15 protein-coding genes are annotated in these 13875 nt (G+C 43.5%); 2 read left to right on the top strand and 13 right to left on the bottom strand.

Annotation, left to right across the window (positions count from 1 at the left end; genetic code table 11):
* Nucleotides 1-138: 138 nt before the first annotated feature.
* The 12 genes from C8D97_RS13605 to C8D97_RS13550 form a co-directional block, all read right to left on the bottom strand.
* Nucleotides 139-405, bottom strand: a complete 267-nt coding sequence (locus C8D97_RS13605; protein ID WP_109764345.1) for an HPr family phosphocarrier protein — start codon at nucleotides 403-405, stop codon at nucleotides 139-141.
* A 29-nt stretch (nucleotides 406-434) separates the two neighbouring features.
* Nucleotides 435-821, bottom strand: coding sequence for a PTS sugar transporter subunit IIA (locus C8D97_RS13600; protein ID WP_146196153.1), 387 nt, complete (start codon nucleotides 819-821; stop codon nucleotides 435-437).
* A 57-nt stretch (nucleotides 822-878) separates the two neighbouring features.
* Entirely contained in the window at nucleotides 879-1727 is an 849-nt protein-coding gene (rapZ, locus tag C8D97_RS13595; RefSeq protein WP_109764343.1) for an RNase adapter RapZ, read from the bottom strand.
* 111 nt (nucleotides 1728-1838) lie between these two features.
* The gene (locus tag C8D97_RS13590) at nucleotides 1839-2312 is read right to left on the bottom strand and encodes a PTS sugar transporter subunit IIA (RefSeq protein ID WP_109764342.1); all 474 of its coding nucleotides are present in this window, start codon (nucleotides 2310-2312) and stop codon (nucleotides 1839-1841) included.
* A 6-nt stretch (nucleotides 2313-2318) separates the two neighbouring features.
* The gene (gene hpf / locus C8D97_RS13585; protein ID WP_109764341.1) at nucleotides 2319-2606 is read right to left on the bottom strand and encodes a ribosome hibernation promoting factor; all 288 of its coding nucleotides are present in this window, start codon (nucleotides 2604-2606) and stop codon (nucleotides 2319-2321) included.
* Between the two features lie 134 nt (nucleotides 2607-2740).
* The gene (locus tag C8D97_RS13580; protein WP_109764340.1) at nucleotides 2741-4225 is read right to left on the bottom strand and encodes an RNA polymerase factor sigma-54; all 1485 of its coding nucleotides are present in this window, start codon (nucleotides 4223-4225) and stop codon (nucleotides 2741-2743) included.
* Between the two features lie 257 nt (nucleotides 4226-4482).
* Complete coding sequence (gene lptB / locus C8D97_RS13575) at nucleotides 4483-5208, bottom strand: LPS export ABC transporter ATP-binding protein (RefSeq protein WP_109764339.1); 726 nt, start codon at nucleotides 5206-5208, stop codon at nucleotides 4483-4485.
* Nucleotides 5205-5945 (bottom strand): LptA/OstA family protein, encoded by a 741-nt coding sequence (locus C8D97_RS13570; protein ID WP_109764338.1) that lies wholly within the window; start codon nucleotides 5943-5945, stop codon nucleotides 5205-5207. The genes lptB and C8D97_RS13570 overlap by 4 nt, the downstream gene beginning before the upstream one ends.
* A complete protein-coding gene (lptC, locus tag C8D97_RS13565; protein WP_109764337.1) occupies nucleotides 5945-6508 on the bottom strand; it encodes an LPS export ABC transporter periplasmic protein LptC in 564 nt (187 codons plus the stop codon). Before lptC ends, C8D97_RS13570 begins: the two co-directional genes overlap by 1 nt.
* Before the next feature lie 10 nt (nucleotides 6509-6518).
* Complete coding sequence (gene kdsC / locus C8D97_RS13560; RefSeq protein ID WP_109764336.1) at nucleotides 6519-7061, bottom strand: 3-deoxy-manno-octulosonate-8-phosphatase KdsC; 543 nt, start codon at nucleotides 7059-7061, stop codon at nucleotides 6519-6521.
* Entirely contained in the window at nucleotides 7061-8035 is a 975-nt protein-coding gene (locus C8D97_RS13555; protein ID WP_109764335.1) for a KpsF/GutQ family sugar-phosphate isomerase, read from the bottom strand. Before C8D97_RS13555 ends, kdsC begins: the two co-directional genes overlap by 1 nt.
* Before the next feature lie 86 nt (nucleotides 8036-8121).
* Nucleotides 8122-9135 (bottom strand): calcium/sodium antiporter, encoded by a 1014-nt coding sequence (locus tag C8D97_RS13550; protein WP_245411456.1) that lies wholly within the window; start codon nucleotides 9133-9135, stop codon nucleotides 8122-8124.
* A gap of 148 nt (nucleotides 9136-9283) precedes the next feature.
* On the opposite strand from C8D97_RS13550, the gene C8D97_RS13545 reads away from it, so the two are divergent.
* Both C8D97_RS13545 and murA read left to right on the top strand, forming a co-directional pair.
* Nucleotides 9284-9673: a BolA family protein gene (locus tag C8D97_RS13545; RefSeq protein WP_245411455.1), complete on the top strand. Its 390-nt coding sequence runs from the start codon at nucleotides 9284-9286 to the stop codon at nucleotides 9671-9673.
* 113 nt (nucleotides 9674-9786) lie between these two features.
* On the top strand, nucleotides 9787-11049 hold the full coding sequence (murA, locus tag C8D97_RS13540; RefSeq protein ID WP_109764333.1) for a UDP-N-acetylglucosamine 1-carboxyvinyltransferase: 1263 nt from the start codon (nucleotides 9787-9789) through the stop codon (nucleotides 11047-11049).
* A 194-nt stretch (nucleotides 11050-11243) separates the two neighbouring features.
* Here murA and C8D97_RS13535 read toward each other — a convergent pair whose 3' ends face one another.
* Nucleotides 11244-13784 (bottom strand): response regulator, encoded by a 2541-nt coding sequence (locus C8D97_RS13535; protein WP_280951690.1) that lies wholly within the window; start codon nucleotides 13782-13784, stop codon nucleotides 11244-11246.
* Between the last annotated feature and the right edge of the window lie 91 nt (nucleotides 13785-13875).

Below are 13875 nucleotides of genomic sequence, written 5' to 3'. Positions count from 1 at the left end.
AGTAAAAATAGCTAAAGAGTATTTAGGAGTTATTGGCCGACTTTAGAGTAGAGTTTATTTTGAACAGTATCAGCAATGGACAACTGATAAACATGTAAAGGTAGTTTCTCGGCGTTAGCTTCTATTTTATGAATAGGTCTAGGATTCGTAAAAGCCCTGATGAAACAGGCTTTCGAGCGCCACAATCGCCTGTTTTTCATCGGCACCCTCGGCGGTGATTTCCACTGTTTTTCCGCAGTTAGCGGCTAGTGTCAGCAGATTTAGCAGATTATCCGCAGAAACCTGTTTTCCCTGATATTTGATAGTGATGTTGGATTGATAACATTCGGCAAGCTTCACCACTTCAGCTGCGGCTCTGGCGTGCATACCTTTGGCATTAACGATGGTGCATTGAGTGGTTAGCATGATTAATGCGGCATTTTTATTTTTTTAGCTCAGTATTTTTTTATAGCGGCAAGACCAGCCTGAATAACCCGTTCGGCGGCTTGTGGCAGGGTTAATTTATCGCATTCTTTAATGGCGGCTATCATGGCATCGTTTAATCCGGTAACACAGATAACATTTAATTCATCGCTGAGCTTTTTAAACAATGCTTGATGGGTTGCATCACTGTCGATTAAAACCAGAACGCCAGCCCCTTTATCAATATGATTAATACGACCGGAAATATGCGGGTAAACAGTGTCAGCACTGGCTTCCGGATTAAAGGTTAAGGTATGACAATCAATGTTTAGTGTTTCAAGTCGTTGGCGAACAACACTGAGCATTTCGGTGCCTGCCATTGAGCGTGTCAGTATCAGAACACTTAAGGTATTCATCATTCGATTCCAGATTTCCTTTTTTGAATCTACGTTAGATAGATAAATTAAATTGAAAACTTAGTGATTTAAATCGCGATGCCTTACTTTAGTATTGGGGCGTTCCTGCTTAAAGTATTCGGTTAGTTTTTCCGCCATGTAAACACTGCGATGGTGGCCGCCTGTGCAACCAATGGCAATGGTCATATAACTTCGATTGTCCTGTTCGAATCTTGGTAACCAGGTATGAAGAAAAACTTTTAATTGCCAGAATAGCTCCAGGACTAGCGGCTGATTTTCTAAAAAATCAATAATCGGCTGTTGAGTGCCATTGTATTCTTTTAGTTCAGGATCCCAGTAAGGATTGGGCAGGCAACGAACATCAAAAACATAATCGGCTTCGGTAGGGATACCATTCTTATAACCAAAGGATTCAAACATCACATCCATGGTGGCTTTATGTTGGGCCAATACCCGCTCTCGCACAAAGTCACGGAGTGCGTAGGGCGTCATGGATGTGGTATCAATAATTAAGTCAGAGGCGAGTGCAACAGGCTCTAACAGATCGCGTTCTTGCATAATGGCTTCTTTTAATGAAAAGCCATTTTGAGTCAGTGGATGGCGCCGGCGAGTTTCGCTAAATCGTTTTAGCAAGGTGGCGTCATCGGCATCAATATAGATGACCTGAAAATCTTTTCCTGTTTGGCGAATGTTTTGTAAAATTTCGCTGAAGTTCTCTAAATCTTTAGGGAAGCTTCTGGCATCAACACCCAAAGCAAGATCTTGATGTTGCACTTCAACAGTGTCTACCAATTGAGGGATCAGAGAAAGAGGAATATTATCAACGCAATAAAAGCCTTGATCTTCCAATGCTCGCAACGCTACGGTTTTTCCGGATCCGGATCGTCCACTGAGAATAACTCGTTTCATAACACTCTTATCAGAATTCTTTTTATCAAAAAACAATTATCAAAGCCGGGCGACTCAGTCGCATAATAAGTATTTACGTTAAAACACAGTCACCTAACGGATACGAGTAGGTTAGGCTTTGGCTGACTGTTTTTCAACCGCTGCTTTGACTATATCATACAGTGCTTGATTGTTATAAGCGTTTCGAATTTGGCGGGAAAAGCTTTCCTGTTTAAGTAGGTTGGCAATACTTGAAAGACACTCGATATGCTCGTCGTGCGCCTGCTCAGGCACCATAACGGCGAATAAAATATCAACCGGTTGTTTATCGGTAGCGTTATAGTCAATACCGGTTTCAAGCATGACCACTGCACATATTGCTCCCTGACAGGAGTTGCAGCGTCCATGAGGGATGGCAATGCCACCGCCCATGGCCGTGCTTCCAAGGCGTTCACGGGCAAATAAACTGTCGAGCACATCTTGCTCAGAAACACTCTGGCAAGAATTGGCAAATAGCTCGCTGATTATTTCAAAAGCACGCTTTTTGCTGGAAGCTTGCGCACTCGCGAGAGTGCGCGATGGATCGAGACAACTTAAAATGTTCATAAAGACTTAATGACGAATCATTTTTTCCTTGTGTTTAATGACCTGTCGATCAAGCTTATCGGTTAACGAGTCAATCGCCGCGTACATGTCTTCGTTTTCTGAGTTTGCAAAGATTTCTCCGCCATTAACATTTAATTTGGCCTCTGCAATTTGTCGTAGCTTTTCAACACTTAAAATGACGTGAACATTGTTGATGTGATCGAAGTGTCTTTCCAGCTTTTCAAATTTATCATTGACATAACTGCGTAGAGAATCAGTGATATCGACGTGGTGACCAGTTAAGTTAATTTGCATAGTCGACTTCCTTCTGTTGTGGAGAAAACTTACCAAAGCAATGCTTTGGGGATAACTGCAGCATCAAAATAAACGTTTAAATTAATTTTATTTTGACAAAGCATTCTTTTATCAAGCTACTTAGCCAATTGGACTCAAATAAGCGATTTACGTTCATTTGAAGGTGGTATATTCATGGCTTCCCGATATTTAGCAATGGTACGGCGTGCCACATTAATACCTTGTTCTTTTAACAGGTTTGCAATTTTATTGTCACTCAATGGTTTCGCATTATTTTCTGCGGCAATCAGCTTTTTAATTAAGGCTCTTATCGCTGTTGAAGAGCATTCACCACCAGCGGCGGTACTAACATGGCTGGAGAAAAAGTATTTCAGCTCAAAAATTCCTCTTGGGGTATGCATGTATTTTTGAGTGGTTACACGAGAAACGGTTGACTCATGCATTTCTACTTCTTCCGCAATCATTGATAATACCAGTGGCTTCATGGCTTCTTCACCATACTCAAAAAAGCCCATTTGTTTTTCGACAATACTGGTGGCAACTTTTAATAAGGTTTCATTGCGGCTTTGTAAGCTTTTAATAAACCACTTGGCTTCTTGCAGGTTATTTTTTAAAAAGGTGTTGTCAGCACTGGAATCGGCTCGCTTAATTAACGATGCATAGCCGGTATTGATTTTAAGTTTGGGTGCGCAATCAGGGTTTAACTCAACCGTCCAGCGGCCATTTTTTTTGCTGACAAATACATCTGGCACTACATATTCAGAATGGCTTGACGATACATTGCTGCCAGGTCTTGGGTTTAATCGTTGTACAAAAGTCACCACTTCTTTCAAAAAATCTTCCGGCCACTTGGTTTGCCGAATAATCTGTTTGTAATTACGAGCGGCGAGAGCGTCAAAATGATCATCGATCAATTCCTTGGCTTCAATCCAGAACGGGACCTCTTCCGAAAACTGGTTCAGCTGTAATTGCAGACATTCCTGTAAATTTTGTGCGCCAACACCCACCGGATCAAACGACTGGATCAAGCTTAAGACCGCTTCAATTTCATCGGTTTCTACTTGTTCATCAAACTCTTCCTGTTCGTCTTCATTCAGCATGACTTCAATGTCACTGATGGGTGTTCTTAAATAGCCTTCATCATCAATTTCGTCGATTAAAACCAAGGCAATGGTTTTGTCTCTTTCTGAGATTTGAGTGAAGTCGAGTTGCCAGGCCAAATGATCATGCAACGATAAGGAGGTTTCACCCTGATATTCAAATTCACGATCATCATCGGAACGTGCCATTGAAGAGGGGGGGCTGTATTGCCAGTCTTCCCATTGGGTATCGACGGCTAAATCTTTATCAATGGTTTCGTTTTTCAGTGCATCGGAGGTATCTATTTCGGAGGCTTCTTTTTCAGACGCTGAAGATTCGGTATCTTTTCCATTGCTATCAGACTCTTTGCTTTCTTGTGGAAGATCTTCGTTGCCTTCCAACATGGGATTGGATTCAAGTGCTTCTTGAATTTCATTTTGCAGATCGAGGCTCGATAGCTGCAGCAAGCGTATCGCTTGTTGCAGTTGTGGAGTCATGGTCAGACTTTGACCAATTTTTAACTGTAAGGAAGGCTTCATTTAATGTCGGTATAGCCGCTTTTTTTGTTTATTCAGTTTGGCTGATCAATGATCAACAAATTATCGATGGGTTGTTTGCCCCATCAGGCTGACTGATAATAACTCAGGCTTACTTTAATAATAGCAATTTAGACACAAATGCGTGAAAAAATTGTCACAAATCTGTCCGTTACTAATATTAATTGGGCTTACTCTAATTTTTTCAATAAGTTGTAGCAAATAAATAATCTGATTTATCCGCTTATCGAGTCATGTTATTAAAGGTTAAATTCATTACCCAGATAAACTTCTTTTACCAAAGGATTGTTTAAAACTTGTTCGGCACTGCCTTCAGCAATCAACTCACCTGCGTTAACTATATATGCATGTTCACACACCGACAATGTTTCGCGAACATTGTGATCGGTTATTAACACGCCCAGCCCACGCTGCTTAAGTTGCTGAATAATCTGTTTAATTTCGTTGACCGAAATAGGATCTACTCCGGCAAAAGGTTCGTCGAGTAAAATATAATCCGGGTTATTGGCCAGAGCTCTGGCAATTTCAACCCGTCGTCGTTCACCGCCTGACAGACTCATACCCAAATTATGTCGAATGTGTTCGATTTGAAACTCACCGAGTAACTTTTCAAGTTCCTGATTTCGTTGCGCTTCATCAAGCTCCGGTCGTAGCTCAAGTACCGCCAGTATATTGTCGGTAACGCTTAATTTACGAAATATAGAAGCTTCCTGCGGTAAATAACCAATACCCATTTTGGCCCGTTGATGCATCGCCTGATCAGAAATGTCTTTGTCATCAATCGTGACGCTCCCCTGATCTTGTGGCACCAGCCCTACAATCATGTAAAAAGAGGTGGTTTTACCAGCGCCGTTAGGTCCAAGCAGTCCAACAATTTGTCCTTGCTTGACGGCAAGAGAAACATCTTTGACGACTTTTCTGCCTTTGTAGGCTTTGGCTAAATGTTGTGCCTTGAGTTGAGTCATGATTCAGGTTTCTTAATAATTTCCAGTCGCTGATTGTCCATCTGAGGAACCTCCCAAGACTGATTAGTAACATTGTAGATTAACTTTTCAGCCTTAATCAGGCTTTCACCCTGTGAGAAACGAATGTTACCCGTTAGTGTAAGGATCTGTTGCTCAAAGGAATACTCAATATATTCGGCACTGGCGATCACTTCTGTATCATTTTGTCGACTGAACTGAAACTTGGCGGGTGTGCCTTTGGCCTGAAAATAAACTGGCGTTAATTCATCGGTGTCAGTGTTTTGGAATTGATAGATTAATTGATCTGCTTCAATGGCTGTCTGGCTGTTGTCGGTATTTATTAACTTAATATTCACCGTCCCACTAAAATCGACACTGGACTGTTGCGGTTTGTATTCGCTGATGTCTGATTTTGCTGTCAGGTGAAAGGAATCGTTGCGCTGATTAATTACCACAGGATCGCCCTTAGCCGTGTAAGTTTGCTGTTGACGAGTTTGCTTCAAGACTAATTCATCGGCCGCCAGGTGCAATGTCTTATTGCAAAAAATTACATTACCTGTGTGCTGAATAATGCCTTGCTGGCGCATTCCTTTCGAGCTATCGGCAGTCAGCGATTCATTGTTGCATTGAGCGGGCTGCGCGGTGGCCAAAGTTGGCGATGCCATAATGAAGATTAAAATCCATTTGCTGAATAATAATGACGAAACAAAATGTTGATCGATGAAGGTCAATTTCATTAATGTTTACTGCCTTCTACCTGACTGTCTATTTGATAATTTTCGTTTAATAAATCGACGCTAAAACCTGTGCCGGACAACTTAAACAATCCATCCTGAATGGTAACCTTGGCATCGGACGTAATTTTCTTTTGTGTTGCCCAGTAGGTTAATGATGATGTAGACAGGTTTAACCTTTGTTGGTTCACGCTGGATTGTTCAGAGAGTTTAACCTGCTGTTGTAAGGTTAATTGATTAAATGATTGAACCGCAACTGCCTGTTCCGCCGTTATTTGCCAGAGCGATTGATTGACTCGTGTTTCTATGTCTGGCTTGGAAAGTATAACCTGTTCCTTGTGTGAGCGAGCTTTGCTAGCTGTAATGCGGTGGATAGGTGTGCCATGTTGGTCAAACTGGGTTAGCGAAAAATTATCCATGATGTATTCTTCGGACAGTTCTGGTACCGGGTCAGATTCAAGGATTTTTTCATCTCCGGTCATAAAATTCCAGGTTGCCAGAGCCAGAGCGAGGCCAGCAAAGACATAAGGAATTTTTCGGCGTACTTTTATAATCCGAAAGGCCATAATCGAGTTACTATTTCAGGTAACTGTGATAAACATCGGTTAATTGCTCACGGCTGGTCAGCAATAACTCGGCGATGTTACGTACAGCACCCTTGCCTCCCGACTCATCGGTGATCCAGTCGGCATGCTGGCGAACAAACCAGTTGGCGTCTTTGACCGCAATGCCAAGGCCGGCCAGTTGCATCAGTGGTAAATCGGGTAAATCATCACCCACATGCGCCACTTGATCGGCGGTAAGGTTTTCAGCGGCTAAAATTGATTGAAACGCGTTTCGTTTGTCTGGGGCGCCCTGAACAATATGGGATATACCCAGCTCTTTGGCGCGTCTTTCAACGATGGCAGACTGACGCCCGGTAATTATGGCAGTCTTTATGCCAGCCTGATGCATCAGTTTAATGCCAAGGCCATCTTTGATATTAAAGTTTTTAATTTCGTCGCCATTGTTTGTGTAATAGACCATGCCATCACTCAACACACCGTCCACATCCATTATCAGCAGTTGGATCTGGCGAGCTTTTAGCAGTAACGATTCGGACAGATTGGGTAACTCCATTACACCACTCCGGCTTTTAATAAGTCGTGCATATTCAGTGCACCAACAACCTGTTGATGATCGTTGGTTACTAATAATGCGTTAATGGCTTTATGTTCCATAATCTGTACCGCTTCAACGGCGAGCATATTGGGTGAAATGGTCTGGCAATTGGCGGTCATCACGTCATCTATCAGGGTGTTGGTAAAATCCACCTGCCGTTCAATGGAGCGGCGTAAATCACCATCGGTAAAGATACCCTGTAAGTTACCTTCCTGATCGACAATAGCGGTCATGCCCAATCGTTTTTCGGTAATTTCAAGTAATGCGTCTTTTAATAAGACGCCCTGTTGTACCGATGGTACGGCATCACCCTGATGCATAATGTCTTCCACTTTTAACAGTAATTTGCGACCAAGGCTGCCACCAGGATGAGATAGAGCAAAGTCATCGGGGCTGAAACCTCTGGCGTCCAGTAAAGCAACCGCAAGGGCATCCCCCATGACTAATGCCGTGGTGGTTGACGCGGTAGGAGCAAGATTTAGTGGGCAGGCTTCTTTTTCAACACTGGTGTCTAAATTTACATCGGCCAGTTTGGCAAGCGTGGAGTTTGGCTTGCCGGTCATACTGATAAGGGGCACATGTTTGCGCTTAATGACCGGTAATATGCCGGTGATTTCTTCGGTTTCACCGGAGTTGGAGAGTGCTAACACAACATCGCCCCGGGTAATCATACCGAGATCACCGTGGCTGGCTTCGCCCGGGTGAACAAAAAATGCCGGAGTGCCGGTACTGGCAAGTGTGGCGGCAATCTTATTGCCGATATGGCCGGATTTGCCCATGCCAATGACAACCACACGTCCGGTACACGCCAATAGAATTTGGCAGGCCTCGGCAAAGTCACCGTTAATAGCCTGCTGCAAGTTTTCGATGGCTTGTTTTTCAATACTGATGACGGAGCGGCCTAATTCGATAAAACGTTGTTTTTCTGGCATAAAAAGCTTTGAAATCCGACAGTTATAGGTTTGAAAAAGATTATAACGTACTTTGAGCAGTTGGAGCCAAGCTTAAATACAACACGCTAGATGATTGACTGCCAGGCATCCAGCTTGCCCATTTCCTGCAGCGCACTCATGGTTAACCAGACAACAAACACCAGCAATAACAGTGAGCCTTCTATCCGGTTTATCGAGCCATGCTTTTTGCGAAAGCCGTAACCCATAATACCCATGGCAACGGTAAGTAATAACATAGGGGCGACATTCAATATCATCACTTTGAACATGTCTTCATCAAATTGAATACCCACTAATATGCCCGGTAAGCTGAGTACTGCTAGCAGGTTAAATATATTTGAGCCGATGACATTACCAAGCGCCATTTCATCTTCATCTTTCAGTACGCCAGCCACTGTCGCCGCTAATTCAGGCAAACTGGTGCCTATGGCAATTATTGTAGAGCCAATAATGATATCGCTGATGCCAAAGTGCAGCGCTATATTGGATGCGCCGTAAACCAGCATTTTCGAGCTCACTTGCAACAAGGCCATACCAATGATGATCCACATAATAGCTTTTGAGTTGGGCATGGTATCGGGCAGCTCTTCGACGATCTCCTGTAGCATCAGATCCTGACGAACGCGGGTCTGCATGCCCACACGTATGAGCCATAAAACGTAAAACACCAGTGCAATCAGCAGCGGCCATGACTCTCCGGCGGTTAAATCACCGTCCGATAATAAATAAGCGGCCCAGAGTGTGATGCCCATGAGTACCGGAAACTCACGTTTAATGGTGCCTGATTCTACATGCAGTGGTTTTATTAATGCTGAAACACCAAGCACAAACGCGATGTTGGTTATATTGGAGCCAAGTGCATTACCAAGGCCTATGCCGGGTGTGTTGGATAAAGATGCGTTAAGTGAAATCAGTATTTCTGGCGCAGATGAGCCAATGGCAACAATGGTTAACCCGACGATCAACGGCGATACCCCGAGGTTACGGGCAAAAGCAGCCGCACCGTCAGTAAATCTGTCTGCACTCCAGACGAGCAGTGCAATACCTGAAATTACCAGGGCAAAATATTGATACATCATAGGCTAAAAAGTCACCGTTAAAAACGCAAAGGCGCTCATTAAAGAGATTGTGTGGGCAGGAATCAAGCTGTTTTTTAGATTTATTACAGTCATTAGATTCATTGTACGTCATAACGATTTATTAAAGTCATTGAAATCGTGACATTTTTTGTCAAACCGCGTTATTTTCGCACAACTGACGCTTGAAGTAACCCGTCTTCACCGCAATTCGGCTGGACAGTCATTGTTGCATCAGTCAGAATTACGCCTCAAAATTGACTCGATGCTTGGAGGACCTTTTATCATGGCCCCGGAAGAAATAAAGCAAATTTTAGAACAAGCCTTTGATGGTGCTGATGTTGCCGCTGATGGCGACGGCAGTCACTTCAAGGTGCGTCTGGTTTCAGAAACGTTTGACGGGTTACGACCGGTTAAAAAACAGCAAATGGTGTATCAGGTGCTTAATGATCACATTAAAAGTGGTGCCATTCATGCCTTGTCTATCGAAACCTACACACCACAAGAGTGGGAAAAAGCCAGCAAATTACAGCTAGGTTAACTTCTTGCCGTATCAAAAAATCGATTTTATCAGTAAAATACGTATTTTAGAGGAACTGCGAGTTCAAGGTTCCTCCCTGTCATAGATTAAGAATAAGCAAATCGGAGCATTTAATGGACAAATTATTAATTTCGGGCGGTGCCCCTTTGTCTGGCGAGTTGAGAATATCGGGCGCAAAAAATGCCGCATTGCCGATCTTAATGTCCACATTGTTAGCCGATGGCAAAACCGCAGTCGGTAATGTTCCTCATCTGCACGATGTCACCACCACCATAGAGCTTATTGGGCGTATGGGGTGCAGTCTGACAATCGATGAAAAACTCAATGTAGAAATCGACACCAGCACCATCAACAGTTTTGAAGCGCCTTATGAGCTTGTAAAAACCATGCGTGCGTCAATTTTAGTATTGGGGCCATTGGTGGCACGATACGGTCAGGCCGATGTATCCCTGCCGGGTGGTTGTGCTATCGGGACGCGTCCGGTGGATTTACATATCAAAGGGTTGGAAGCACTGGGTGCCGAAATTAGTGTTGAAGACGGTTATATAAAAGCGCGCAGCAATGGTCGTTTGAAAGGCGCGCATATCTTTATGGATTTGGTCAGTGTAACCGGTACCGAAAATATTTTAATGGCGGCAACTCTGGCCGAAGGACAGACGGTTATTGAAAACGCAGCGCGAGAGCCAGAAGTGGTTGATTTGGCAAACTGCCTTAACTCCATGGGCGCAAAAATAAGCGGTATAGGCAGCGACAAGCTGATCATTGATGGTGTTGAACGTTTACACGGCACTCACTATAAAGTATTGCCCGATCGTATTGAAACCGGTACTTATCTAATCGCTGCAGCGTTAACTCGCGGTAAGGTAAAAGTAAAAGATACTGATCCAAAAATTCTTGATTCGGTATTGGCAAAGCTTGAAGAAGCCGGCGCTAAAATTACCACGGGTGAAGACTGGATTGAGCTGGATATGGAAGGGCGACGACCAAAAGCGGTGAATATTAAAACTGCGCCTTATCCTGGATTTCCAACCGACATGCAGGCGCAATTTACGGCTCTGAACTCGGTTGCCGAAGGAGCCGGAACCATTACCGAAACCATTTTTGAAAACCGTTTTATGCATGTGCCGGAAATGAGTCGCATGGGTGCTGATATGAAAATTGAAGGCAATACAGCGTTTATTAAAGGGGTTGAAGAGTTAAAGGGCGCTCAGGTAATGGCGACTGATTTGCGGGCATCCGCAAGTTTGGTATTAGCCGGTCTGGTAGCTCAGGGCGATACCATAGTGGATCGCATTTATCATATTGATCGTGGTTATGAGTGCATCGAAGAAAAACTGCAACTTATGGGTGCTAAAATACGCCGTATACCTTCCTAGTTTTAAACACTTTTTTAGCTATAGTTTATCTGGCATATATCTTGTTGACTTGGGGCTTAATCATTATGGTGATTAAGCCCTGGTTGTTTCTAAGCTATTTAATTATGGATTAGAGTTCCCCTGAGATTTTATATTAATTGTTGGATTTCATAGATCAAAGTAAAAACTTACACCCGATGTTTCGACGCATTGGTTTAAACCTGTGAATTATTTGCCACGGCTTCCATTTCTGCGATTAACTGCTGGTGAATTTTTTTAGCGTCATCACTCAATTTATTTTTCTTAAGTTCGGTTTCATAATCCTTGGCCAGTTGTTTTAACTGCGGGACGCCTACATAACAGGTGGCACCATGAAACTTATGTACACTGGCGACAAGCTTTTCGATATCTTTTGATTGATAACTTTGTTCTATGTCCTGTTTTGATTCTGGAATATGCTCGATAAACATATTCACCATATCTTTTGCCAGCTCTTCTTTGCCTCCAGCCATTTTTATACTTAACGGCCAGTCAATATTTTGTTCATCATTTGAATATTCTGGCTTTGCTGTTTCCGTATTCAGTTCGTTGCTTTTGGTTAATAGTGTTGGTGGCTGCTGTTTGCTGTGAGTCCACTTAAACAGAGTTTCTTCAATTTGATCCAGATTTATGGGTTTGGTCAAATAGTCGTTCATGCCTTCGGAAAGTAGCTTTTCTTTTTCGCCCAACATGGCATGGGCAGTTAATGCAATAATGGGTGTGCGTTGATTCAGTTTCGACTTACGTATTTTACGGGTGGCTTCGATACCGTCCATTTCAGGCATTTGAATATCCATAAAAATCAAATCGAAATGTTTAATGCTGGCTTTTTCTACTGCGTCTAACCCATTCACGGCGGTTACTACATTAACGTGGAAGTCTTCAAGAAATACCGAAATTAATTTCAAGTTGGCGTCATTATCATCTACGGCAAGAATACTGAGCTCTTCAAACGGAGAGTTAGGATCCATGGCATTCATGGCGCTGAGCTTTGCCCGTTGTTCGTCATCCATCAGTTCAAGCAATGTGTGTTTTAGTTGTCGGTGGGCAATTGGTCGACTGATGCATTCGTTGGCGCCACTTTTAATCAATTGTTTGGTCTTTTGTGAATCAGGACTGGCGATGGTGGCAATAGCGGCACAGTCGAGTTGGTTGTGGGCAAGATCAAGCAGGTGTTTAATCTGTTCCTGATGCTCGTTGTAATGTGAACAATCGAACAGCAGATAATGAATGGTTTTATTGGTTTTTGCTGCGTGTTCAACCTGACGAATAAAGTCACCCATTTCGCTGGCAGAACGAGAACGCATATTCCAACGATCAAGCATATGTTTGATCGATAAACGGGTGGATTCGAGAGGTTCGTAAAAGAAAACGCGTTTATCTTCAAGAAAGTTGATGGGCTGATCTTGATCCAGCAACAATTCGTAATCACGATTAACGCGAATATTAAACCAGAAGTCCGAACCTTCGTTTAGGGTACTGTCGAGTCCAATGTCGCCGCCCATTTTTTCCACCAGCTTTTTCGAAATAACCAGACCAAGGCCTGTTCCACCAAAGCGTCGGGTGGTGGTGGTATCGGCCTGACTGAATGCCTGAAATAGTACGTCCTGCTGCTCTTGCGACATACCGATGCCTGTATCGCTGATGGTAAACTTCAAATTGATTTTTTGATCGTCGCTGTCTTCGATCATGACTCGAACGATTACCGAGCCTTTTTCGGTAAACTTGACCGCGTTGTTTACCAGGTTGGTCAGAATTTGTTTTAATCGAACCTGATCGCCCAGTATGGTATCGGGCACATCGGAATAGACCAGTGCTGCTACTTCAAGCTGTTTCTCCTGTGCCAGTGGTGCAATCAGGTTAAGCACGTCGTCGACGCATTCGCGAATATCCAGAGACGACTCATCGAGTTCCATTTTTCCCGCTTCAATTTTTGAGAAATCGAGAATATCGTCGATGATGGATAATAAATTGTTGGCCGACTTGTGGATGGTAAATAGAAACTCGCGTTGCTTATCATCCATATCGCTTCGCAACAGCAAATTGGTAAAACCAATCACACCGTTCATGGGGGTTCGAATTTCGTGGCTCATATTGGCCAAAAACTCTGATTTAACCCGGCTTGCTTCAAGCGCCTGTTTTCGCGCCATATCCAGTTCTACATTTTGCACTTCAAGCGTTTCGAGTGTTTGGCTTAAATCTGACGTGGCCTGTTCGATAGCCTGCTGCATTTCCTCTCTGGCTTCGTACAGGGATTTCGCCATATCGTTAACGCCGCTGATTAAGGTGTTTAACTCGCCGGTTGACTGGCCATCGACGCGAGTATTGAGCTTGCCTTCTTTAATGCGATTAACGGCGTGTGCCAGATGGATAATTGGCAGCGTAACGGCACGTGCCATTCGTTGTGCTAAAAAGCCACCCACAGAAAGTCCAATGAGCAGAATAACAATGGATGCGATAATGGTTTCGTATTGCCGAACTGCGGCAAAGTCTTTGGTCATGTGGATTGCCACATAGCCCAATATAGGTTCATTCGGCCTTGTATTGAGCGTGGTGTCTTCCAGTGAAGAAGCGACCGTGTAGATCGGGGAGCGGATTAATACGCCAGAATCTATAGCTTGCCATTCTTCAGACGTTGGAATTTGCGTCATACTGGCTTGCAGTTGATCGGTCTGTTTACGTGTTCCGGCCAGTGCAAAAGGGCGGTTATGGCTAATGCCGATCAGTTAAGCAAATAAAGCTTGATATTTTCGGCAAAAAGATCAAAATCCGATGATCACAGGTCATCGGATTTTTTTTATGCGTTTT

Source organism: Pleionea mediterranea (assembly GCF_003148745.1).
Classification (GTDB): domain Bacteria; phylum Pseudomonadota; class Gammaproteobacteria; order Enterobacterales; family Kangiellaceae; genus Pleionea; species Pleionea mediterranea.
This window is presented reverse-complemented; position numbering and strand designations above follow the sequence as displayed.

Excerpts from the sequence above, each read along its gene's own strand:
- C8D97_RS13605 (WP_109764345.1), bottom strand. The coding sequence starts at position 405 with ATGCTAACCACTCAATGCACCATCGTTAATGCCAAAGGTATGCACGCC.
- C8D97_RS13600 (WP_146196153.1), bottom strand. The coding sequence starts at position 821 with ATGATGAATACCTTAAGTGTTCTGATACTGACACGCTCAATGGCAGGC.
- rapZ (WP_109764343.1), bottom strand. The coding sequence starts at position 1,727 with ATGAAACGAGTTATTCTCAGTGGACGATCCGGATCCGGAAAAACCGTA.
- C8D97_RS13590 (WP_109764342.1), bottom strand. The coding sequence starts at position 2,312 with ATGAACATTTTAAGTTGTCTCGATCCATCGCGCACTCTCGCGAGTGCG.
- hpf (WP_109764341.1), bottom strand. The coding sequence starts at position 2,606 with ATGCAAATTAACTTAACTGGTCACCACGTCGATATCACTGATTCTCTA.
- C8D97_RS13580 (WP_109764340.1), bottom strand. The coding sequence starts at position 4,225 with ATGAAGCCTTCCTTACAGTTAAAAATTGGTCAAAGTCTGACCATGACT.
- lptB (WP_109764339.1), bottom strand. The coding sequence starts at position 5,208 with ATGACTCAACTCAAGGCACAACATTTAGCCAAAGCCTACAAAGGCAGA.
- C8D97_RS13570 (WP_109764338.1), bottom strand. The coding sequence starts at position 5,945 with ATGAAATTGACCTTCATCGATCAACATTTTGTTTCGTCATTATTATTC.
- lptC (WP_109764337.1), bottom strand. The coding sequence starts at position 6,508 with ATGGCCTTTCGGATTATAAAAGTACGCCGAAAAATTCCTTATGTCTTT.
- kdsC (WP_109764336.1), bottom strand. The coding sequence starts at position 7,061 with ATGGAGTTACCCAATCTGTCCGAATCGTTACTGCTAAAAGCTCGCCAG.
- C8D97_RS13555 (WP_109764335.1), bottom strand. The coding sequence starts at position 8,035 with ATGCCAGAAAAACAACGTTTTATCGAATTAGGCCGCTCCGTCATCAGT.
- C8D97_RS13550 (WP_245411456.1), bottom strand. The coding sequence starts at position 9,135 with ATGATGTATCAATATTTTGCCCTGGTAATTTCAGGTATTGCACTGCTC.
- murA (WP_109764333.1), top strand. The coding sequence starts at position 9,787 with ATGGACAAATTATTAATTTCGGGCGGTGCCCCTTTGTCTGGCGAGTTG.